The organism is Paraplanobispora siamensis (genome assembly GCF_016863175.1).
GTDB lineage: Bacteria > Actinomycetota > Actinomycetes > Streptosporangiales > Streptosporangiaceae > Planobispora > Planobispora siamensis.
Map to the genome: position 1 here is coordinate 172,750 of NZ_BOOJ01000036.1, position 21,476 is coordinate 194,225.

The 21,476-nt window shown below is 72.2% G+C and carries 18 protein-coding genes; 8 read left to right on the top strand and 10 right to left on the bottom strand.

Annotated features, from left to right (window positions below; all coding sequences use genetic code 11):
* Window positions 1–44: 44 nt before the first annotated feature.
* On the top strand, window positions 45–2,852 hold the full coding sequence (locus tag Psi01_RS22685) for an AfsR/SARP family transcriptional regulator (RefSeq protein WP_204066081.1): 2,808 nt from the start codon (window positions 45–47) through the stop codon (window positions 2,850–2,852).
* A gap of 175 nt (window positions 2,853–3,027) precedes the next feature.
* Here Psi01_RS22685 and Psi01_RS22690 read toward each other — a convergent pair whose 3' ends face one another.
* The 3 genes from Psi01_RS22690 to Psi01_RS22700 all read right to left on the bottom strand — a co-directional run bounded on the left by Psi01_RS22690 (window position 3,028) and on the right by Psi01_RS22700 (window position 7,264).
* Window positions 3,028–5,076 carry a cellulose binding domain-containing protein gene (locus tag Psi01_RS22690; protein WP_204066082.1) on the bottom strand — a complete coding sequence of 683 codons (2,049 nt, stop codon included), beginning with the start codon at window positions 5,074–5,076 and terminating at the stop codon, window positions 3,028–3,030.
* A 157-nt stretch (window positions 5,077–5,233) separates the two neighbouring features.
* The gene (locus Psi01_RS22695) at window positions 5,234–6,142 is read right to left on the bottom strand and encodes a C2 domain-containing protein (protein ID WP_204066083.1); all 909 of its coding nucleotides are present in this window, start codon (window positions 6,140–6,142) and stop codon (window positions 5,234–5,236) included.
* A gap of 159 nt (window positions 6,143–6,301) precedes the next feature.
* Window positions 6,302–7,264: an NAD(P)-dependent alcohol dehydrogenase gene (locus Psi01_RS22700; protein ID WP_204066084.1), complete on the bottom strand. Its 963-nt coding sequence runs from the start codon at window positions 7,262–7,264 to the stop codon at window positions 6,302–6,304.
* A 163-nt stretch (window positions 7,265–7,427) separates the two neighbouring features.
* Here Psi01_RS22700 and Psi01_RS22705 point away from each other — a divergent pair, with 163 nt between their 5' ends.
* Window positions 7,428–8,000, top strand: coding sequence for a dihydrofolate reductase family protein (locus Psi01_RS22705; RefSeq protein ID WP_204066085.1), 573 nt, complete (start codon window positions 7,428–7,430; stop codon window positions 7,998–8,000).
* Here Psi01_RS22705 and Psi01_RS22710 read toward each other — a convergent pair.
* On the bottom strand, window positions 7,975–8,460 hold the full coding sequence (locus tag Psi01_RS22710) for a hypothetical protein (RefSeq protein WP_204066086.1): 486 nt from the start codon (window positions 8,458–8,460) through the stop codon (window positions 7,975–7,977). The genes Psi01_RS22705 and Psi01_RS22710 overlap by 26 nt on opposite strands.
* A 271-nt stretch (window positions 8,461–8,731) precedes the next feature.
* Window positions 8,732–9,652, bottom strand: a complete 921-nt coding sequence (locus tag Psi01_RS22715; protein ID WP_204066087.1) for a zinc-binding dehydrogenase — start codon at window positions 9,650–9,652, stop codon at window positions 8,732–8,734.
* A gap of 249 nt (window positions 9,653–9,901) precedes the next feature.
* Here Psi01_RS22715 and Psi01_RS22720 point away from each other — a divergent pair, with 249 nt between their 5' ends.
* Window positions 9,902–10,816: a LysR family transcriptional regulator gene (locus tag Psi01_RS22720; RefSeq protein WP_204066088.1), complete on the top strand. Its 915-nt coding sequence runs from the start codon at window positions 9,902–9,904 to the stop codon at window positions 10,814–10,816.
* A 32-nt stretch (window positions 10,817–10,848) separates the two neighbouring features.
* Here the strand turns inward: Psi01_RS22720 and Psi01_RS22725 are convergent, their stop codons facing one another.
* Window positions 10,849–12,279, bottom strand: a complete 1,431-nt coding sequence (locus Psi01_RS22725; protein ID WP_239127928.1) for an MFS transporter — start codon at window positions 12,277–12,279, stop codon at window positions 10,849–10,851.
* 73 nt (window positions 12,280–12,352) lie between these two features.
* Complete coding sequence (locus tag Psi01_RS22730) at window positions 12,353–12,841, bottom strand: MarR family winged helix-turn-helix transcriptional regulator (protein WP_204066089.1); 489 nt, start codon at window positions 12,839–12,841, stop codon at window positions 12,353–12,355.
* A 151-nt stretch (window positions 12,842–12,992) separates the two neighbouring features.
* On the opposite strand from Psi01_RS22730, the gene Psi01_RS22735 reads away from it, so the two are divergent.
* Both Psi01_RS22735 and Psi01_RS22740 read left to right on the top strand, forming a co-directional pair.
* Complete coding sequence (locus Psi01_RS22735) at window positions 12,993–14,075, top strand: DUF6745 domain-containing protein (RefSeq protein WP_204066090.1); 1,083 nt, start codon at window positions 12,993–12,995, stop codon at window positions 14,073–14,075.
* Between the two features lie 10 nt (window positions 14,076–14,085).
* Complete coding sequence (locus Psi01_RS22740; RefSeq protein WP_239127929.1) at window positions 14,086–14,619, top strand: DUF8820 family protein; 534 nt, start codon at window positions 14,086–14,088, stop codon at window positions 14,617–14,619.
* A 55-nt stretch (window positions 14,620–14,674) separates the two neighbouring features.
* Here Psi01_RS22740 and Psi01_RS22745 read toward each other — a convergent pair whose 3' ends face one another.
* A complete protein-coding gene (locus tag Psi01_RS22745) occupies window positions 14,675–15,664 on the bottom strand; it encodes an LLM class flavin-dependent oxidoreductase (RefSeq protein WP_204066091.1) in 990 nt (329 codons plus the stop codon).
* A 240-nt stretch (window positions 15,665–15,904) separates the two neighbouring features.
* On the opposite strand from Psi01_RS22745, the gene Psi01_RS22750 reads away from it, so the two are divergent.
* The 3 genes from Psi01_RS22750 (at window position 15,905) to Psi01_RS22760 (ending at window position 19,086) form a co-directional block, all read left to right on the top strand.
* Complete coding sequence (locus Psi01_RS22750; RefSeq protein ID WP_204066092.1) at window positions 15,905–17,149, top strand: acyltransferase family protein; 1,245 nt, start codon at window positions 15,905–15,907, stop codon at window positions 17,147–17,149.
* Between the two features lie 70 nt (window positions 17,150–17,219).
* Entirely contained in the window at window positions 17,220–18,332 is a 1,113-nt protein-coding gene (locus tag Psi01_RS22755) for a sensor histidine kinase (RefSeq protein WP_204066093.1), read from the top strand.
* Between the two features lie 88 nt (window positions 18,333–18,420).
* Window positions 18,421–19,086 (top strand): response regulator, encoded by a 666-nt coding sequence (locus Psi01_RS22760; protein WP_275424589.1) that lies wholly within the window; start codon window positions 18,421–18,423, stop codon window positions 19,084–19,086.
* Here the strand turns inward: Psi01_RS22760 and secY are convergent.
* Together secY and Psi01_RS22770 are read right to left on the bottom strand one after the other, a co-directional pair.
* Window positions 19,061–20,374: a preprotein translocase subunit SecY gene (secY, locus tag Psi01_RS22765; protein WP_204066094.1), complete on the bottom strand. Its 1,314-nt coding sequence runs from the start codon at window positions 20,372–20,374 to the stop codon at window positions 19,061–19,063. The genes Psi01_RS22760 and secY overlap by 26 nt on opposite strands.
* A 122-nt stretch (window positions 20,375–20,496) precedes the next feature.
* On the bottom strand, window positions 20,497–21,411 hold the full coding sequence (locus Psi01_RS22770) for a nitroreductase/quinone reductase family protein (RefSeq protein WP_239127930.1): 915 nt from the start codon (window positions 21,409–21,411) through the stop codon (window positions 20,497–20,499).
* Between the last annotated feature and the right edge of the window lie 65 nt (window positions 21,412–21,476).

The following is a 21,476-nucleotide window of genomic DNA, read 5'->3' on the forward strand; positions in this document are numbered from 1 at the left end:
ACGGATTGATACATTCGCGATGCGTCGACGATGGAAGGCGATACGTGCAGACACGCTTCACGCTGTTGGGCCCGGTGCAGGTGACCGCCGACGGCGGTGCGGTGCAGGGCATCGCCCCGCGGCATCGTGCGGTGCTCGCCTACCTGCTGCTCAACGCCGGACGGGTGATCAGCATGGAGAAGCTGATCGACGCCATCTGGGGATACGACCAGCCCGACACCGCCCGGTCGCAGATCCACGCCGCGATCACCGCCCTGCGCCGGGCGCTCCGCGGCGTCGGCGCCGACCACATCCTCCAGACCCGGCCGGGCGGCTACGTCGCGACCCCCGAGCCCGGTCAGCTCGACGTGCAGGACTTCGCCGACCTGGTCGCGGCGGGCCGGTTCCGGGACGCGCTGGGACTGTGGAACGGCGACGCCCTGGCCGACGTGCAGGCCGGTTACGCGCAGGGCGCCCGCGCGCTGCTGGACGACCGGCGGCTGACCGCGATCGAGCGTCTCATGGAGGCCGAGCTCGACGCGGGTCACCACGCCCGGGTGCTCGACGAGCTGGCCGGTCACGTGGCGGCCAACCCGCTGCGGGAGCGGCTCGTCGGCCACCTCGTCCTGGCCCTGCACCGCTCCGGGCGGCAGGCCGACGCCCTGGCCGCGGCCCGGTCATACCGTACGGCTCTCGCCGAGGAGCAGGGCCTCGACCCCGGCCACGCCTTCGCCGAGCTGGAGCGGGCGGTCCTGGCCGACGCCCCCGAGCTCCAGGTCAAGGTCAAGGCCGGGACCGAGACCGAGGCGGGGACCGAGGTCAGGGAGAAGGCCCGGTCGAACTTCCTGCCCTACGACATCCCCGACTTCGCCGGCCGTACCACCGAGCTGGACCGGCTCGTCGCGGAGCACCGGCACACGATCGTGACGATCGACGGCATGGCCGGCATCGGCAAGACCACGCTCGCCGTCCGCGCCGCCCACCGTCTGGCCGGCCGTTTCCCGGACGGCCAGCTCTTCATCGACATGCGGGCGCACACCACGGGTCAGGATCCGCTCCCGGCCTCCGCCGCGCTCGAGGCACTGCTGCGGCAGCTCGGCCTGACCGACATCCCGACCGCGGAGGCCGAGCGGAGCGCCCTGTGGCGCGCGGAGCTGGCGCAGCGCCGCGTCGTCGTCGTCCTGGACAACGCAGCCGACGACGAGCACGTGCGCCCCCTGCTCCCCGGCGTCTCCGACAGCCTCCTGCTGATCACCAGCCGGCGGCGGCTGGTCGGCCTGGACGGCGCGCACGCGCTGTCGGTGGAGGTGCTGCCGTCCGAGGACGCCGTCGCGCTCTTCGGGAGCATCGTGGGCGAGCGGGCCGCCGGCGAGCCGGAGGCCGTGCGCCAGGTGCTGGAGCTGTGCGGATACCTTCCGCTCGCCATCCGGATCTCCGCGGCGCGCCTGCAGCACCGGCCCCGGTGGACGGTGTCCTACCTGGCCGGCCGCCTGCACGACGAGCGGCGGCGGCTCGCCGAGCTGGCGACCTCCGAGCGGAGCGTCGCGGCGGCGTTCACGGTCTCGTACGAGCAGCTCAGTACGGCGGAGCAGCGGATGTTCCGGCTGCTCGGGCTGGCCCCCGGCCAGGACATCGAGCCGCACGCCGCAGCGGCCCTCGCCGACGTCCCGGTGTTCGAGGCCGAGGAGCTGCTGGAGAACCTCCTGGACGCGCACATGCTCCTGCAGCGCGAGCCGGGCCGCTACACCCTGCACGACCTGCTGCGCGAGCACGCCCGCTCCCTCGCCGAAGACGACCTCGCGCTCATGCGCCTGCTGCTGCACTATCTGCACCGGTCCCGCTCGGCGGTCAAGCAGCTGTTCCCCCACCGGGTCCCCGACCGGCCGAACATGCCGCCCCAGATCACGCCCGTGGAGCCCATCGCCGGCGCGGCGGAGGCCATCGGCTGGCTCGACGCCGAGCGTTCCAACATCATCGCGACCGTGGTCCACGGGCCCAACGTGTGCATCAGTCACCTCGCCGTGGCGCTGAGCCCGTACCTCGACCGTCAGGCCCACCACGACGACGCCCTGACCCTGCACAGCATCGCGCTGCAGCGGAGCCGCGCGCTCGGGGAGCACGCCATGCCGCCGGGGCGGGCGCTCTCCGACCTCTCCTGGACGCACTGGCGGCGCGGCGACTACGAGCAGTCGGAGTCCTTCGCCCACCAGGCGCTGGAGGTCTGCGAGGACGACGACGAGAGGTCGCTCGCGCTCAACGCCCTCGGCAACGTGGCCTGGCGCCGCCGCGAGAGCGCCAGGGCCGAGCAGTACCTCAGGCAGGCGCTCGACCTCACCCGGATCGCGGGTGACTGGTCCCGGGAGGGGTTCGTCCTCGCCGACCTCGGCATGATCCTGGTCCAGACGGGCCGCCACGAGGAGGCCCGGCGCCATCTGGACCTGGCCCTGGCCCTGCACCGCAAGGAGGGCAACGCGCTGGGTGAGGCGCGCGTCCTCGACCACATCGGCGTGGCCCTGCGGCACCAGGGCAGGGCCGAGGAGGCGATGGCCCGCCATCGCGAGGCCGGGAGGCTCTACCGGGCCATGGGCAACGGCAGCGACGAGGCCGCGGCCTTCAACGGGCTGGGCGAGGCGGTCCTGGCGCTGGGCGATCCGGCGCGGGCGATCGACGAGCACACCGCGGCGCTCGCCCTGGCCGGTACGGCGCGCAACCGGCCCGAGCAGGCCCGCGCGCACGACGGTCTGGCCAGGGCCCACCTGAGTCTCGGGCACGACGACCGGGCCCGTGAGCACGGACGTTCGGCCCTGCGGCTCTACGAGGAGCTCGGCGTCCCCGAGACCGACGAGGTGCGCGCCCTCCTCGAAAGCACCTGAGCTCAAGAGCACCTGAGCTCAAGAGCACCTGAGTCCGAGAGTTCTTGAGCCCCTGAGTCCGAGAGTTCTTGAGCCCCTGAGCCCCTGAGCCCCTGTCGGCCCGGAGCCGGTCCGTCCGGCCCCGGGCCGCTGTCACCGGGTAGCTGCCATCGGAGCCACCCTCACCGGATCACCGTCACCGGGTGGTGCAGACGGTTCCGTTGAGGGTGAAGAGGGACGGCAGCACGTTCGGGCCGCTGTAGTTGCCGACGAAGCCGATCGTGGCCGTCGCGCCGGTGGGCAGTGAGCCGTTGCCGGGCTCGTTGACGACCTTGACCTCCCGCCCGTTCTGCGTCCAGACTGCGCTCCACCCGCTGCCCAGGCTCTGCCAGCTCCTGGGCCAGTCGAAGGTCAGGGTCCAGCCGTTGACCGGCGCGCCGTGGTTGGTGATGTCGACGGCGCCGACGTAGCCGCTGGCCCAGTCGGTCTGCTTGGTCAGCCGTACCGAGCAGGAGCTGGAGGCGGGCGTGCCGGTCGTGAACGTCAGCGGAGCGGAGGGCGGGGAGACGCCGCCGCCGCTGTCCCGCGCGATCACGTTGACCGTGTAGCGCGTGCCCGGCCTCAGGTTGCCCGCGGTGAGCGAGGTGCCGGTGGTCTCGCCGATCTGCTCGCTGACGGCTCCGTTCTGGCGGTAGACCTCGTACTTCACGATCGGGCGCGACCCGGCGGAGGCGGCGGGCCAGGAGATCTCGGCGGTCCCGTCCGTCACGTCCGAGGCCGCCGGCTGTCCCGGCGCGCCCGGCAGGCCCGGCTGGGCGGAGGCGGGACGCAGGATCACCGTGGTCAGCGACAGGGGCGGCAGCGTCTGGCCGGTCGCGCTTCCCGCGGTCGCACTGGTGATGCCCGTGGCGCCGTTGGTGTGGGTCAGCACCGTGGGGGCCCCGGACGCCGGGCTGAAGCCGGAGTAGTCGATCTCGACGGGGTAGGAGGTGTCGGACGAGGTGTTGATCAGCAGGACGGCCAGCCCGCCGTCGGCGCGGCGTACGGCGTGCGCGGCGACCTTCGCCCGGTCGGTCGCGGCCCGGATGAACCGGTCGCCGGGGCGGGCGAACCTGCTCACCATCTGGAGCGCGTAGTACGGCGCGAAGGGCGTGTTCAACGCCGGCTCGCAGACGCTACCGTCGGAGGTGCACGTCCCGCTCGACAGCAGGCCGAAGTCGCCGTAGTCGGTGTACCCCTCGACCTGGGTGACGTTGCCGATGCCGTTGCGGACGTTCCACCAGTCGACGGTGAACACCCCGTTGGCCAGCAGCGTCGCGTAGGCGTCGGCGGCGGCCAGCGCACCGGGCTGGGTGTTGGTGCCGTTGCTGCTGCTGCCGGTGTTGAACTCGGTCATCGCGATGCCGATCCGCTCGGAACCGGCCCCCGCGTGCTTCGCGATCTGCTGCCGGACGAGGTGGATCATGTCGGGGATCTGCGAGGTCTTGTCCAGGGAGCCGGGGTACCAGTGCAGGATCACGAAGTCGATCTTCTGCCCGGCGGTGGACAGGACGACCTCGTTCCAGCTCCCGGCGTCGCCCTCGCCGACCAGCGCGTCGGGCCAGTTGGCCGGGGTGGTCAGCACCGCGCCGATCTTGATGGTCGGGTCGACGGCCTTCATCGCGTCGGAGTAGGCCACGATGTGGCGCGCGTACTCGGCCGGGCTCTTGTCGGCGTGGTCGTCGGCCTCCCAGGCGGTGCCGTAGTGGCCGTTGCCGTAGTTCTCGTTGCCGATCTCCCAGTACTTGACGCCGTAGCCCTTGGTGACGTTGGCGTGCCGTACCCAGGCCGCCGCCTCCTCCGCGGTGCCGGTGCCGTAGTTGGCGGTCACCATCGGCTGCGCCCCGGTGCGCCGTACGCCGCGCATGAACGTGTCGAAGTCGGTGTTGGGCGCCACGTAGCCGCCGGGCGCGGTGTGGTCGGCCCAGTGGTAGATGTCGGAGTAGGAGCCGCCGGGATAGCGCAGCAGCTTCATGCCCGCGTCCTTGAGCAGGTCGGCGGTCGCGTCGGTGCCCAGGTTGCTGTCCCAGATCGCATGGTTGGTGCCGATGCCGGTCTCGGGGACGAGGGCGAGCGCGGCGCGGGCGTTGACGGTCACGGAGACCGGGGCGGCCTCAGCAGCGTTGTCGGCGTGCGCGGCGGGGACGGTCAGGGCGGCCAGCGTCAGCAGAACGGCGGACGCGGCCCGTAACAGAGATCTCGGCATCGGCGTACCTCGCAACGGGTAGCGGTATTCACTCGACGCCCCCCTGACCGAGGCACCATGATCATGAGCGTCCGCCCCGCGTCCGGTCAACCGGCGATGAAACTTTCACGCCGGGGGCGCGGCGGGTGTTCTCGAAGCCGCGAGTATGCCCGGAGCCTCAGGTGTTCCCGGAGTCCTCCGGGATGGGCTCGTTCTGCTCGCGGGTGTACTCCCGCAGCTCGGCCTCGCCGATGACCTCGTCGGCGGGCGGGGCGGTGACGACGAGGCGGAACCCCCAGCGGGTGTAGCGCGTGTCGCTCCGCTTGACCAGCGGGTCCTTGCCCGTTCCCGCGGTGTCGGTGGTGACCAGTCGGGTGGGCAGGCCGCCGCGGTCGGTCCAGAGCCGCCAGGAGACCTTCCCCTTGCCCTCGGCGGTGACGGGCCGCCCCGAGGTCCAGCTGACGAAGGCGCCCTTGGACACCTTGCTCAGCTCGCGGTAGCTGATGGTGCCCCGGTAGAGGTAACCGCCGGAGACGCGCGTGCTCGTCGAGCACTTCAGCACGGCCTTCATCGTGGCCTGGTCGTAGACGTCGATCGGCTGCAGGCTGGCGTCCTGCGCCATGTCCCGTGCCGCGGCCCCTCGGTGATCGTTCGGGAACCGGATCCACTCCTTGCCCTCGGGAACCGGTCCCGGATAGGTGTTCCTGGAGTCGTACACCTTCTTGCCGACGCGGACCACCCGGTAGGGGTCCGACTTCCCGGACGGGAGCCCCTCGCCCTTCGGCCGGGACAGGCTCCACCAGGTGAACTTCGCCGCCACCGGACCCGAAGGGGACAGCTGGAGATAGCCGCTGATCCGGGTCCCGCTCCCGGAGACCGTCGACTTCTCGCCGAAGAAGAAGCGGCTGGTCTCGGAGATCCGTACACCGCGCTCGTCCCGCAGCTGCCGCTTGACCGCCCGCGCCGGATCGGGGGCGCCCGCCTGCACGGCGGTGCTCGCGGCGGCGGTGCTCGCGGCGGCGGGGCTCGCGACGACCGGTGCGGACGCGAGCAGTACGGCGACCGCCGGGGCAACCCATCGCCTCATGAGGATCCGTCCTTGTTCTCACGTGCCGTTCAGCCGTTCAGCCGTTCAGCTGCTCAGCGGGAATTCCTGTGCAGCGTACGCCGGAAGGCTCCTCAAGTGAGACGCCCGGCGCCACCGGATGGATGACCGTTCGCGCGTCAGCGGTACGCCGTCCGCCGGTCAGTGGTCGACGGTGATCACCACGTTCCCGCTCTTGTGGCCGGTCTCGACATAGCGGTGCGCCTCGGCCAGCTGTTCGAAGGGATAGCGCCGGTCGATGACGATCCGCAGCCTGCCCGTCTCGACGAGCTCCTTGACGAAGATCAGGGCCTCGTTCTTCTCCACCGACATCCCCGTCACCACCCTCCTGCCGCGCGACAGCGACATCCCCAGCGACAGGAAGGTGTTGTGCAGCCCGGTCGTGGCCACGTACCGGCCCGCGGGCGTCAGTACGGCTCTGGCCCGGGAGAACGAGGTCTTGCCCAGGGTGTCGAAGACGATGTCGTAGACGGCGCCGCTCCTGCTGTAGTCCTCCTTGGTGTAGTCGATCACCTCGTCGGCGCCCAGCTCGGTGACGAGGGCGGTGTTGCGGGGGCCGCACACCGCCGTGACGTGCGCTCCGAAGTGCTTGGCCAGTTGCACGGCGTAGGTGCCGATGCTGCCGGAGGCGCCGTACACCAGGATCCTCCGGCCGCCGCGGGCCCCGGCCTTGCGCAGGAAGTACAGCGCCGTCGAGGCGCCGTCCACCGCGGCGGCGGCCTCCTCGAAGGAGGCGTTCACCGGCTTGGGCGCCAGCGAGGCCCGCTGCGGCAGGCACACGTACTCGGCGTTGGCGCCGAGCCGGAACCCGGTGAACCCGAAGACCTCGTCACCGGGCCGGAACCGGGTGACCCCGGCCCCCACCTTCTCGACCTCCCCGGCCAGCTCGGTGCCCAGCCTGCGCATCCCGGCCCGCGGGCGGAAGAAGCCGAGGACGACCCTGCCCCACAACGGCTCGCCGCGGCGCATGGCGCACTCCGCCGAGGTGACCGTCATCGCCCGCACGCGGATGAGCACCTCGTCCTTGCGGGGCTCCGGCTTGGGCACCTGACGCAGGGTGAGGACCTCCGGAGGGCCGAACCGGGTGTAGACGGCTGCTCTCATGTGCCCACTTCCTGTCATGACTGTATGGATCATGGCTGTGCGGATCATGGCTGTACGGGTCAGGGCTGTGCGGGAACGGACCGACACGACCAGAATCGGCTACGCGAGCTGTGGAGAAGCTGAGAGAGACTGAGACCGCTTCCGCAACCGGATGGGGTGGATCATGGCGGATCTGACCGCGGACCTGTTCGTGACGCTCGACGGCTTCGCCGCCGGGGTGGGCACCGGCGCCTTCTTCGACTGCCCGGGCGCGGATCTCGACGCGTGGGTGCGCCGGGAGAGCCAGACGCCCCAGATCCTGCTCATGGGGCGCGTCACCTACGAGACGCTGGCGGAGATCTCGTCCGCGGCCGTCGACGAGGCGAGCACCCAGATGAACGACCTCCCGAAGGCCGTCTTCTCCAACACCCTGCGGGAGCCGCTCTCCTGGAAGAACGCACGGCTCGTCCACGGCGACCTCGCCGAGGGGATCCGGGCGCTCAAGCGGGAGTCGGAGGTACCGCTGCGCTCGATCGGCAGCCTCATGCTGGTGCGGGGCCTGCTGGAGCTCGGGCTGGTCGACCGGCTCCGGCTGATGGTCTTCCCGCTCACACTGGGCGGTGACGGGCGGGAACCCGCCTTCGCGGGCTTTCCCCGGACCGGCCTGGAGCTGGCCGGGACGGAGGTGCTCGACTCGCGTCTCGTCCTGCTGGAGTACCGGCCGGCGGAGGTCAGCCCTCCAGTACGGCCAGCGTGAGATATTCGGCCGGAGCCCCGATCACGACGGCGACCGCACCGGCGAGCCACATCGGTGCGTGGTCCGCGCCCCGCGAGAGCAGCAGGCCCTTGTGGTCGTACGGCCGCTGCGCGCCCAGCTGGACGATGTGCACGGTCAGGCAGAGCAGCATCGACACGAGCGAGCCCGTGAGGGTCACCCGGGGCGACGGGCTCAGGTCCGCGTCCAGGGACAGCAGCGGCAGGACCGGATAGTCCTTGAGTCCCAGGAACATGACCGCGTCGAGGAACAGCCCGAGGACTCCGGCGGCGGCGATGAGCAGCCTGCCCCGGCGCGGCACGCCGAGACGGGAGGCGTTCACCAGCGCGATGACGGTGACGGCGATGAACCCGCCGAGAAGCAGGACATACCCTTGCGACTGCGGCCGCCACGGGCGGACGGCCCGTGGCGCGGCGGGCGGCTGCGCGTTCGCCGCCGTCATCGGGAAACCTCCACCCTCATCGAGGGACCTCCGCGATCCGGGGCGGCCCGGTCACCGGCCGCCGTTCACCTTCGGCAGGCGCCGTTCACCGGTCGCCGGGGCGACCGGAGCGGGGGACACCTGGACGGAGGACATCGAGGTTCTCGGCTTTCATCGCGGGGCGACAGGGGGAGCCCATCATCGCACCGGCGATCACCGTGGCGTCCGCTGCGGCGTCCACCGCGGACACGGCTCCGCCGGTGGGCCCGGTCACCCCGCGCGGCGCCGCTCGTCACGACCCTCCGATCGTGAGCACCGCCTTTCCCCTGATGCGCCGGTCCCGCAGGTCGACCAGCACCGACGCGCTGTCGGCCCAGTCGGCGACCCGGCCCACCTCGGGCCGGAGCCGTCCGGTGTCCACGAGCCGGACCAGGGTCTCCAGATCCGGGCCGTAGGGGTCTCCGGCGTAGTGGAAGTGCCTGATGCTCGCGCCCTCGGGACCGTCGAACATGTCGAAGAAGTTCAAGGTGACCGGGGTACGGCTGGCCTGGCCGTACCAGATGAGGGTGCCGCCGGGGCGCAGCCGGGCGAGCGCGGCCGGCAGGACGGGGCCGCCGGTGGACTCCAGCACCAGGTCGAAGGTCCCCTGCGCGTCGGCGAGGTCGTGCACGACGTGCGCGGCGCCCAGCTCGGTCAGCCGCCGCCCGCGTTCCGGCGAGGCCGTCACCGCGGTGACCTCCGCCCCGGCGTTGGCGGCGAGTTCGGTGAGGTAGTGGCCGACTCCGCCGGAGGCGCCGGTGAGCAGCAGGCGGGCGCCGGTGACCGCGCCCGCCGTACGCAGCAGGCGCAGTGCCGTGATGCCGGCGAGCGGGAGCGCGGCGGCCTCGACGGCGTCGACCGAGTCCGGCAGGACGGCCAGCGAGCGGGTCGGCACGGCGGCGTACTCGGCCCAGCCTCCGGCGGGCGGGTGGCCGACGACGCGCGTGCCGACGGTGGGACCCGTGCCGTCGGCGGCGGCCTGCACGACGAGGCCGGCGACGTCCTTGCCGGGGCGCAGCCCGGGGTCGGGGTTCTCCAGCAGGAACGTCTCGCCCCTGTTGACCGAGAACGCCTCGACCCTGATCAGGGCCTCGTCGGCGGCGGGAACGGGCTGCGCGTCTTCGGCGAGCTCGACGGGGTGGGAGGGGTCGCCCGTGGCGATCAATCTCTTCATGGCGACCATGAAAGCCGCCCGGCCCGCACGGCGGCCAACAACCGGTGCGAGTGACCGACAACCGATGGTTGTCCTCAAGGGGTGGCCTGTGAATCTTTGCCGTGGCGAGGATCGGCCGGGCGGATGCCCCGAAAGGCGGAGGAGGAGGCCGTAGCGGAGCCTACGGCCGACGACGACAACGAAGTGGGGCGCCGTCCGGGCGACCGCAGTAGGCAAGAAGATTCACAGGCCACCCCGTAAGGTGAGGCCGTGGATCTCGACCTCGGGCAGGTGCGTGCGTTCGTGCTCGCGGCGGAGGAACTGCACTTCGGCAGGGCGGCCGAGCGGCTGTCGATCTCCCAGCAGGCCCTGTCCAAGCGGATCGCCGCGCTGGAGACCCGGCTCGGCGCCCGCCTGTTCGACCGCGGCGGTCAGGGGGTGCGCCTCACCGGGCCCGGCGGGCGCTTCCTCGATCCCGCCCGGCGGGCGCTGGCCGCGGGTGAGCTGGCCGCCGCGGCGGTCACCGAGGCACGGCGGCCCCTGCGGGTGGACGTCTGGGGACACCTCTACGCGCCGATGCGCACGCTCGCCCAGGTGGCGGCCCGCGACGAGCGGCTCGAACTGGAGCTGGGGCACGGGCGCGACCTGCCGTCGGTGTCGGCCGCGCTCCTGCACCACGAGATCGACGCCGGGTTCGGCCGGGTCCATCCGCCCCTGGACGACGGTCTCACCCACCGCCTGGTACGGCTGGAGCCGGTCGACGCGGTGGTCAGCGCCGGCCATCCGCTGGCGGCGGAGCCGTACCTGAGGCCGGACCAGCTGCGCGGCAGCGTGTTGTGGACCCCAGGGCCGCTGGACCGCCTCGACTTCCTGCGCCGCTTCGCCGACCGCTTCGGCATCGCCGGGCACGCCGGCGGCCCGAACCTGGGGCTGGACCACTTCGCGGCCCGGATCGTGGCGGATCCCACCTGTTTCTCCCTGTTCCCCGCCGACAGCGCTCTTCCCGAGATCCCGGGGATCCGCTCGATCCCCCTGATGGAGCCCACGCCCCTGTACGCATGGTCGCTCCTGTGGCGGCGGGACGAGTCCCGCCGTCTCCTCGATCCCCTGCTGGCCGCCGTCGTCGACGAGGGCCGGCGGAACCGGTGGATGGAGTACGACCCCCGTCGCGACTGGCTGCCCTGATCATCGTCGCGCTGACCGTCATCGCTCTGCCCTCACGGCCGGGGCCGGCGCAGGACGGTCAGTGTGACGACGAGGGCGGCGGCGAGCAGGGCGGCGGAGGTGCCGAAGGCCAGGTGGTAGCCGCCGGTCAGCGCGGCGGCCTCGCCCTCTCCGGCCGCCAGCAGCTCCCGGGTGCGCGAGGCGGCGAGCGTGGACAGCACCGCGACGCCGACGGCCATGCCGATCTGCTGGGTGGTGTTGAACAGCCCGGAGGCCAGGCCCGCGTCGTCGGCCCGGGCGCCGGACATGCCCAGCGAGGTCAGCGACGGGAGCACCAGACCGCCGCCCGCGATGAGCAGCATCACCGGGAGCAGGTCGGGGACGTAGTGCGCGTCCGCCGGGACGCGGACGAGCCAGCCCATCGCCCCGAGCAGGAGCACCAGGCCGGTCGTCAGGACGGCCCGCTCGCCGAACCGGGTGCTGAGCCGGGCCGAGACGAACAGGGACACCCCGCCGATGGACACCGCCGCGGGGAGCATCGCCAGCCCGGTCGCGAGCGCGCCGTAGCCGAGGACCTTCTGCATGTAGAGCGCGACGATGATCTGGAAGGCGAACATGGCCGACAGCGTCAGCATCTGGACCAGGTTGGCGCCTGCGACGTTGCGCGAACGGAGGATCCGCAGGGGCATCAGCGGGGTCGCGGCGCTCGCCTGACGGACGAAGAACGCGGCCAGCAGGGTGAGCGAGACGGCGCCGAGGCCGAGGGTGTGCGCGGCGAGCCAGCCGTACTCCTCGATCTTGACCACGGTGTAGATGCCCAGCATCAGCCCGCCGGTGACCAGTACGGCGCCGATGACGTCGGCTCCGGCGGCGAACCCGATCCCGCGGTCGTCCGGCAGCGCCCGGACCGCCAGCACGACGGTGGCCAGCCCGATGGGCAGGTTGATGAAGAAGATCCAGTTCCAGCTGAACGCGTCGGTGAGGACCCCGCCCAGGACCTGGCCGATCGAGGCTCCGGCGGCGCCGGTGAAGCTGAAGACGCCGATCGCCTTCGCGCGCTCCGCGGGCTCGGTGAACAGCGTCACCAGGATGCCCAGGACCACGGCGGAGGCCATGGCGCTGCCGACGCCCTGGCCGAACCGGGCGGCGATCAGCAGGCCGGGCCCGTCGGCCAGTCCGGCCAGCAGCGACGCGGCGGTGAAGACCGCGTTGCCCGCCAGGAACATCACCTTGCGGCCGATGAGGTCACCCAGGCGACCGGCCAGCAGCAGCAACCCGCCGAAGGCGATCAGGTAGGCGTTGACGGTCCAGCTGAGCCCGGCGGGCGAGAAGCCCAGATCCTGCTGGATGGCGGGCATCGCCACGGTCACGATGCTGCCGTCCAGGATCGTCATCAGCATCGAGGTCGACAGCACGATGAGCGCCGGCCACCGCGATCGGGGCCTGGCGGGGGTCTGCTGGGGAGAGGTGGTGGTACGCGGCACGACGGCCTCCTGTTCGGAAGGGAACAGAAGTGACCGTAGCAGATAGTTTTGTTAGAGACGATATGTTTCAGTCCTATTTTGTGCGCTGCCGCGCCCGCCGTACCGGCTGCGGAACCTCGGCCGGGGTCGCCAGATGCCCCGTCACCAGGCGATTCAGAGCGCGCACGAGCACCTCGCGCTCATCGTCGGGCAGCGAGCACAGGGCGTCCCTGTGCACGCCGTCGACGATCTCCTGGCTCCGCTTCGCGACCTCCGCGCCCTTGCCGGTGACCGCGATGATCCGGGCCCGCCGGTCCGTGCTCGACGGGCGGCGCTCGGCGAGACCGGCCTCCTCCAGGGCGTCGACGGTGACCACCATCGTGGTCTTGTCCATGTCGCCGAGCTCGGCGAGCTGGATCTGCGTGCGCTCCTCCTCCAGGGCGTGGACCAGCACGCAGTGCATGCGCGGCGTCAGCCCGATCTCGGCGAGCGCCGCGGCCATCCGGGTTCTCAGGACGTGGCCGGTGTGGTCCAGCAGGAACGACAGGTCCGTCTCGGTGCGGGTGGGTGCCATGGCGGTCATCCCTCTAGCGTACGTAGCAGACGGTCCCGTTCCGGATTATCCGCAAGAGGTTGCATCGGGCAGAGGAGGACATATGTGATGGACATCCGTCGCGGGCGTCTGTCACGATGGTGAACATGATCGTTGGAAAGGACGACGCCACCCTCATCCGGTGAGCGCTCCGGTGCAGCGGGAAGCTGCCGCAATCCGCGAAGAATGGCTGGGCCTGGCGCTGTCGACGCTGCCCGCCGACCGTCCGGCCGCACAGGCCGCCATCTCGGAGCTGTACCGCCTGATCGGGCAGGTTCCACCCCGTTTCCACTGGGTCTCCTCACCCGCGGCGGCCCTGGTGACCGCCCCGCCGGGGACGCGGCCACGGCCGTCGGACGCCGTCGAGAACCTGTCCGGATGGCCCCTGCCTCCGATCCTCACCTCTCTGATGAGAGAGCTGTGCCGCGAACTCGACGCCCGGGTCAGATGGGTCCAGCAGCCGATGGACCAGATGATCCGCCGGCAGGTCCGCGGCCCGCTCTCCCGGTCCGCCGACCGGTCGCTCCGCATGGCGCTGCGGTCGGCGCACCACCCGCAGGACTACCCCGCGAACACCTGGTACGGCATGCAGTGCGTCTCGTGGATCGCCCACTACGACGCCCTGCGCCGGGCGGCCGGCGTGGTCTTCACCCCGGAGCAGACCCGGCGGTTCGAGGCGTGGGCGGCGGTGGCCCGCTCATGCGGCTGGTGGTGGCCCCGCGAGGACGTGTGCGTCGTGTCCGAGCGGCCCGCCGAGGTGCGCACGGAGCCGAGAGGCGAGGACGGCGAGGTGCGGCTGCACTGCGCGGACGGCCCGGCCGTGCGGTACGCGGACGGGTGGGACGTGCACGCCTGGCACGGGACCCCGGTGCCCGCCTGGGTGATCACGGATCCGAGCATCCGGCGGATCGAGCAGGAGGCCAACGTCGAGGTCAGGCGGTGCGCGATCGAGCACATCGGCTGGGAGGCCTACATCGAGGGGGCCGGGCTGCGCCCGGTCGCCTCCGCCCCCGACCCCGGCAACCCCGGTTCCGAACTACGGCTGTTCACCGTGCGGAGGGGAAGCCGGGTCCTCCTGGCGGTCAACGGCTCCCTCGAACGCGACGGGCGCCGCCGCCGGTACGGGCTGATCGTGCCGGACTTCCTCGACGACCCGATCGCCGCCGCCGGCTGGACCTACGGGCTGTCCGCCGAGCAGTACTCCCTTCTCGTCCGCCGAACCTGAGGTGACCACCATGACTGTGACGACGACTTCCGCCCAGGCCTGCCCGACCGCCCAGGCCTGCCCGACCGCCCGGACCTTTCCGACAGCTCAGGCCGCTCCGGCCGTGACGCTCGCCTCGCTCTCCCGCCAGACCGGCCTCGCCGTACTCGACCACCTCGAACAGTCGGTGCGCATCCCCGTCGTCGACGGGCTCCAGGCCCAGGGCGACCTCATCGTCATCCCGCTCTCCGTCGTCGCGTCCTCCGTGCGGCCCGCGCCCCGGGCGCGCTGGACGGACGTGCCTCCCCGGGGGATCGAACTCCTGCGCGGCGAGGCCGGGGGCAACCCGCACACGCTCGTCGCCGAACCGGGCACGTGCCGCTGGACGGCCGACGTGATGGACGCCGAGGGGCTGGCGATCGGCCTGTTCGACACCTCGGCCGTGGCCTACCTGCTGCACCCCGAGCACGGCGCCACGGGATGCGCGCCGGGCGCCTACGTCGTCCGGCGGCAGCGGGAGTACAGCGAGGACCGGTGGCGGCGGACCCGCCTCGTCGCCGACTGATCCGGGTCTTCCGGTCCCGCGCCCGGCACTCCCCGCGGGGGTGCCGGGCGGGGCCCTACGCGGGGACCGGACCGTGGACCTCGGCCAGCAGTTCGAGGGACCGCAGCCACGCCTTCCTGTCCGGGGCCGCGGAGACGACGATCAGCTCGTCGGCCTGGGCGTGCGCGGCGAACCGGTCGAGGTAGTCCTCGACCTCGGCCGCGGTGCCGACGGCGGAGTACTTGGTCATGTGCACGATCTGCTGCCCGGCGGGGGACTCCAGGATCATGTCCGCCTCCTCCGGGGTGAACGTCCGGTCCCGGCCGAGGAACAGCGCCACCCGCTTGCGCTTGGCGGACAGGAACTGCTCCTGCGCCTCCTGCGTGGTGTCCGCCGCGATGACGTTGACGCCGGCGATGACGTACGGCCGGTCCAGCTGCGCGGACGGCTTGAACTCGCGCCGGTAGAGGGTGACGGCCTCCTCCAGCGCGTTCGGGGCGAAGTGCGAGGCGAAGGCGTACGGGAGCCCGAGCGCGGCGGCGAGCTGGGCGCCGAACAGCGAGGAGCCCAGGATGTACAGCGGCACGTCGGTGCCCTTGCCCGGCGTCGCGTCGACGCCCGGGATGCGGGACTGCCCCGTCAGATATCCCTGCAGCTCAAGGACGTCCTGGGGGAAGCCGTCGGCGGAGGACGGGGTGCGGCGCAGGGCGCGCATGGTCTTCTGGTCGCTGCCCGGCGCCCGGCCGAGACCGAGGTCGATGCGTCCCGGGTGCAGCGACTCCAGGGTCCCGAACTGCTCGGCGATGGTCAGCGGCGAGTGGTTGGGGAGCATGATGCCCCCGGCGCCCAGGCGGATCGTGCTCGTGTGCGCGGCCACGTGCGCGATGAGCACGCTGGTCGCCGAGGAGGCGATGGTCGGCATGTTGTGGTGCTCGGCGTACCAGATCCGCCGGTAACCCCACTCCTCGGCCCGCTGGGCCAGCGTCACGCTGGCGTTCAGGCTGTCTCGCACCGTCTCTCCCTCGCCGATGTGGGCCAGGTCGAGGATGGAGAGGGGAAGAGCCATGGGAACGCGCCTTTCGCCGAGAGGGCCTTCGTCGAGAAAGCCTCAGCCGGGAGAACTCCAGCCGGGAAGAAGGGGCCCGCGTCCCGGCCACGGGCCGCGGCCTCGGTATACGCGGTGCAACAGCCGTGATCGTGCGGATATTTCTGGCCGCGTGCCGTGTTCGTCACACTCCCCGCAGCCCCGGCGGCCACTCCCGCACCCGAACCGGCTATAGGGGGAAGATGCCCTAAAGTCGGGCAAATGGTCCCGACGCCTCCCCGACTGACCTGGCTGGACGCCGTGCGGGGCCCCGCCGCGCTGGCCGTCGTGATGCACCACTCCGGCTGGACCTTCATCCCGGGCCTCTGGGCGGAGGTGGACAGCAGGATCGACGTCGGGACCTGGGGCGTCTTCGTGTTCTTCCTGGTCAGCGGCTATATCATCCCCGCCTCCCTGGAGCGGCGCGGCGACGTCCGGGCCTTCTGGATCGGCCGGGCCTTCCGGCTGCTGCCCCTGCTGCTCGCCGCGCTCGCCCTGGCGCTCCTGCTCGCCTGCGCCGGGATGTTCGTCCTCCACCCGGGTCTGAGCGCGCGGCCCCTGCCCCTGGTGGTCCTGGGGAACCTGACCATGCTGCAGGAACTGCTCGGCGTGCCCGCCGCCATCGACGTGATGTGGACGCTCTCCTACGAGATGGCGTTCTATCTGCTGACCGTCGGGCTGTTCGCCGTACGGCGGGCGCACGCGTCGGCCGCGGTCGCGATCGTCCTGGCCCTGTCGGCCGTACCCCTCGGACTCGTGCTGACCCGTCCCGTGATCAGCGGTCGTGCCGACGTGCTCGCCACGACCCTCGGGCTCGCGGTCGTCGCGGTCGTCGTCGTGGCGGCGCGGGCCCGCGGCGGGGCGGGTACGGCCGCCGCGTTGGCGGGCGGCCTCCTCGGCCTGGCGCTGGTGGTCCTGGGCAGCCGGATCGGCCCGTGGCAGGGGCTGACCGTCCTGGCCGCGATGTTCGCCGGCACGGCCGTGTACCGCGCCGAGCAGGGGACGATCCGGTGGCGCACCGCCGTCGCCGCCGTACTGACGGTCCTGGCCTGCGGGGTCCCGGCCAAGGACGACCCCGGCTGGGCGCCGGCGATCCTGCTGGCCGCCGCCTTCTTCACGGCCGCGTTCGCGATGCGGCACCGGAGGTTCCCCGGGTGGCTCGCCCACCTCGGAGTGATCAGCTTCTCCCTCTATCTGCTCCACCCGCTCCTGCTGCGGGTGAGCCCGAACCTCGTGCTGTTCCTCCTGCTGCTGGTGCCGCTCGCGCATCTGACCCACCGCCTGGTGGAGGAGCCCGGCCGGCGCCTCGGCCGGCGGCTGTCGAACCCCGCCCGGCTGTCGAACCTCGCCCGGTTGTCGAAATCCGATGGACTGCCGTGGCCCGCCAGGCCGTCGCGACCCGCCCCGGAGAGCCCGGCCGACCCCCTGGATCCCTCGGCGGACGGCGGTACGCGGCCCCGAGCATGATCGTTCGGCACTGGCTAGGATCGGCTCGTACGAGCCCGTCGAGCTCACCCGAGTCTGTCCCTGGAGAGCGGTGACCGAGCACACGCGTCCGGACGGCCGCCCGCGCAACTCCCTCGCGGTGGCCGCCTCGGGGCTGTCCCGCCTCGGACGGCTGCGCGACCTGCCGGTCATCCTGATGCTGGCATGGGCGGGCTGGCTCGCCATCCCGTGGCCGTCCAGCGCTCCCGGCCAGGCCCCCGGCGGTTCCAGTCAGACTCCTGGCGGTTCCAGTCAGACCCCTGGTGGTTCCAGTCAGACCCCTGGTGGCTCCAGCCGGATCCCCGGCGGTCCCAACCAGGCTTCCGGCGGTCCGAGTCACGTCCCCGGTGGTTCCGGCCGGGTCTCCGGTGATTCCGGTAAGGCTTCCGCCGATTCCGGTCAGGCCCGCGGTACGGCCGACCGGCCGGTGAGCACGGCCGTCTGGACGGCTCCCGCCGCGGCCCCGGCCCACCCGGTACCGCTCGTGAAGCGCGCCCCCGCCGCGGCGCCGGCCGGTCCGGCGGCGCCGGTGAGAAGCGCCGAGTCGCCGGCGGACGTCCAGGAGGCGGCAGACGTCCAGGAGCTGATCGCCGCGGAGCGGGCGCGCATCGCCGGGGAGGTGCACGACGCCGCCGGGCACGGCCTGGCGACCATCGCCATGCAGGCGGGGGTCGCCCTGCTCGTCTTCGACGAGAACCCCGCCCAGGCCCGCGAGTCGCTGGAGGCCATCCGCTCGACCAGCATGCAGGCGCTCGGCCGCCTCCGCTTCGCGCTCGATGTCCTCGACCCGGGGAGCGCGGGCCACGACCTGCCCCGGCTGATCGACGGGGTCCGGGCGGCGGGGCTGCCCGTCGACGTCGAGCCCGCCGAGCCGGAGGTCCCCGCCCACCTGGAGGACGTGGTCTACCGGGTCGTGCGCGAGTCCCTGACCAACGTCATGCGGCACGCCGGACCGACCAGGGCGCTGGTACGCGTCACCGGCGGCCCGAGCGAGCTCGTCCTGGAGGTGGCCGACCGGGGCGGCGGCCCCTCGGGCACGGCCGAGGGCCGGGGGACGGCCGGGATGCGGGCCCGGGTGACGGAGTCCGGCGGGACGTTCAGCGCGGGCCCCCGGGAGGGCGGCGGCTTCCACGTCGTGGCCCGGTTCCCCCTGGAGCCCGTGTGATCGCGCAGGCCGTACGGCCCGGTTCCTTCGGAGCCCGCATGGCGGCGCAGGCCGTACGGTCCGGGTCTCCTTCGGGCGGGGACATCGGGTGACCTCGCAGACGGGGCCGATCCGGGTGGCGCTCGCCGACGACCAGGCCGTCGTGCGCATGGGGCTCCGGGCGCTCATCGACCGCGAGCCCGGCCTGGAGTTCGCCGGTGAGGCCGCCGACGGGGCCGCGGCGCTGCGACTGCTGGGCGAGACCCGTCCTGACGTCCTCCTCCTGGACGTCCGCATGCCCGGCATGGACGGCATCGAGACCCTGCGGGCCATCGCCGCCGACCCGGAGACCAGCGCCACCCGGGTGATCGTCGTCACCACCTTCGAGGTCGACAGCTACGTCTTCGCCGCCCTGCGGGCCGGGGCCAGCGGGTTCGTCCTCAAGGACAGCGCCCCCGAGGAGCTCGTCCACGCGATCAGGGTCGTCGCCGCGGGCGAGGCGCTGTTGTCCCCCTCCGTCACCAGGAAGGTCATCGGCCTGTTCGGCCGCCACGACGTCACCCCGGTCGAGGGCCTCGACACCCTCACGCCCCGGGAGCGGGAGATGGTCGCCTGGGTCGCCACCGGCCGCTCGAACGACGAGATCGCCAAGGAGCTGGTCATCAGCCCCGACACGGTCCGCACCCACGTCAGCCGCGCCATGGTCAAGCTGCACGCCCGCGACCGGGCCCAGCTGGTCGTCTTCGCCGTCAGGTCCGGTCTGACGATCCCCTGAGGAAGCCCCGGTAGGCGCGCTGCTCCAGATGCGCCTCGATCTGCTTCACCGTCTCCAGCCCCACGCCGACCATGATGAGGACGGTCGTACCGCCGAAGGGGAAGTCCGTCTGGCTCGACGGGTCGTCCAGGACCGCGAACACGATGATCGGGACCAGGGACAGCGCGCCGAGGTAGGCGGCCCCCGGCGCGGTCAGCCGCGAGAGCACGAACCGCAGGTAGGCGGCGGTGGGCCGGCCCGGCCGGACGCCGGGGACGAACCCGCCGTAGCGCATCATGCCGTCGGCCACCTCCGCCGGGTCGAAGGTGAGCGAGGCGTAGAGGTAGGTGAACGCCACGATCAGCGCGTAGTAGCCCAGCATGTAGACCGGATGGTCGCCCGAGACGAGATAGCGGGTGACCCATTCGCCGACCGGTCCCGTCCCGCCCGTCAGCTGCGCGGCCATCTGCGGCACGACCAGCAGGGACGAGGCCAGGATGACGGGGACGATACCGGCCTGGTTGACCTTCAGCGGCAGGTAGGTCGAGGTCCCGCCGTACACCCTGCGCCCGACCACCCGCTTGGCGTACTGCACCGGGATCCGCCGCTGCGCCTGCTCGATGAACACCACCGCCGCCACCAGGAAGACGCCCGCGACCAGCATCGTCACCAGCGCGACCGGGTTGAGCACGAAGATCTTCGACAGGTAGGACGGGAACACGGCGACCACCTGGGCGAAGATCAGGATCGACATGCCGTTCCCGATCCCGCGCTCGGTGATCAGCTCGCCCAGCCACATGATCACGCACGTCCCCGCCACCAGGGTGGACACGATCACCGCCACCGTCATCGGGCTCTGGTCGTGCAGCAGCTGCTGATCGCAGTTGGGGAAGATCCGGCCCGCGCGGGCCAGCGACACGACGGTGGCGGCGTTGATCACGGCCAGCGCCGCCGTCAGATAGCGCGTGTACTGCGTGATCTTCGCCTGCCCCTGCCGTCCCTCCTTCCTGAGCGCCTCCAGACGCGGGACCGTCACGGCGAGCAACTGGATCACGATGCCCGCGGTGACGTACGGCATGACCCCCAGGGCGAACACCGACAGCTTCAGCATCGCCCCGCCGCTGAAGAGCTGCACCATGTCGACGAGTCCGCTGTCGGAACCGCGCAGGCACTCCCGCACCGCGACCACGTTCACGCCCGGCGCGGGCAGGACCTGCCCGAACCGGAACAACACGATCATGGCCAGGGTGAAGAGCAGCTTCCCGCGGAGATCGGGGACGCGGAAGGCGCGGACGAGGAGGGTGAGCATGCGGCCGAGTCTGGCCGCGCGGGCCCCGGCGGTAATCCGCTCACCGGAGGCTCCGCCGTACGCAGATCCGCGTACCCGCACCGGTGGCGCGCACGGCGGTCGCGGCGCCGACCGGCGCGGGTTCAGCCCTCCAGGACGAGGGCGTTGAGCGCGTCGGTGAGCTGCTCCTCCTCGTAGGCGAAGTGGGACTCCAGCTCGTCCGAGAGCCGGTCGAACTCCGCCCGGACCCGCTCCGGAGCCGACGCGCCTGGATCGGCCAGGAGCGTCCGCAGGCGGTGGACGGCGTCGGCCACCGCCACGTGTTCGCGCCGCAGCCGCTCCAGCGCCGGGCGGAGCTCGGGGTACTGCCGTTCGAGGATGGGGAAGCCGGTCTCGTCCTCGCGGCTGTGGTGCTTGTGGAGCGCCTCGCAGAACGCCAGGCAGTGATCGCGCAGGTCCGTGCCCAGGCGCGCGTGGGGCGGGGCGTCCCGCCGGCCGGTGAGGAACTCCTCCAGCTCCCCGCGCGCGGCCGCCAGGTCCCGGCGGAGCCCGGCGTGGATCTGCGCCAGGTCGTCGCCGATCCTGCGGGCCCGTTCGTGGTCCACCGGGTCCAGGGCGACCACGGGGATGACCCGCGAGGTCCCTTCCTGGTAGGCGGCGAAGGCGGGCACGATCGCGGCCTGGCGGGCGTAGACCCTGTCCCGCTCCTCGCCGTGGAGCACGACCGCCGTCGCGGCGCGGGTCTCGACCCCGCGGCCGCCGCCGATCTCGAAGGTGATCCGGGGATGGGCCAGCAGGTTGTGGTACCAGGCCGGGTGACGGTCGGACCCGGCGTTGGTGGCGAAGACGAAGATGCGCCCGCCCTCGCGCAGATAGGCGGCCGGGGTCGTCCGCGGCCTGCCGGTCTTCGCGCCGGTCGTCGTCAGCAGCACCAGGGACGCGCCCTCGAACCTGCCGCCGACTCTGCCGCCGTTCCTGCGGAACTCCTCGATGATCTGCCGGTCGAAGTCGACGGCCTGCTGACGGGAGATGACCTGCTGATGGGAATCGTCGGCCACGCGGCGACCTTCCTGGTCGTACGGAGGCAGGGCTGGATAGCCTCCGGGCAACGGAGAATTTTTGC

Coding starts and splice junctions, on each gene's coding strand:
- Psi01_RS22690 (WP_204066082.1), bottom strand. CDS start 5,076: ATGCCGAGATCTCTGTTACGGGCCGCGTCCGCCGTTCTGCTGACGCTG.
- Psi01_RS22695 (WP_204066083.1), bottom strand. CDS start 6,142: ATGAGGCGATGGGTTGCCCCGGCGGTCGCCGTACTGCTCGCGTCCGCA.
- Psi01_RS22700 (WP_204066084.1), bottom strand. CDS start 7,264: ATGAGAGCAGCCGTCTACACCCGGTTCGGCCCTCCGGAGGTCCTCACC.
- Psi01_RS22705 (WP_204066085.1), top strand. CDS start 7,428: ATGGCGGATCTGACCGCGGACCTGTTCGTGACGCTCGACGGCTTCGCC.
- Psi01_RS22710 (WP_204066086.1), bottom strand. CDS start 8,460: ATGACGGCGGCGAACGCGCAGCCGCCCGCCGCGCCACGGGCCGTCCGC.
- Psi01_RS22715 (WP_204066087.1), bottom strand. CDS start 9,652: ATGAAGAGATTGATCGCCACGGGCGACCCCTCCCACCCCGTCGAGCTC.
- Psi01_RS22730 (WP_204066089.1), bottom strand. CDS start 12,841: ATGACCGCCATGGCACCCACCCGCACCGAGACGGACCTGTCGTTCCTG.
- Psi01_RS22740 (WP_239127929.1), top strand. CDS start 14,086: ATGACTGTGACGACGACTTCCGCCCAGGCCTGCCCGACCGCCCAGGCC.
- Psi01_RS22745 (WP_204066091.1), bottom strand. CDS start 15,664: ATGGCTCTTCCCCTCTCCATCCTCGACCTGGCCCACATCGGCGAGGGA.
- Psi01_RS22750 (WP_204066092.1), top strand. CDS start 15,905: ATGGTCCCGACGCCTCCCCGACTGACCTGGCTGGACGCCGTGCGGGGC.
- secY (WP_204066094.1), bottom strand. CDS start 20,374: ATGCTCACCCTCCTCGTCCGCGCCTTCCGCGTCCCCGATCTCCGCGGG.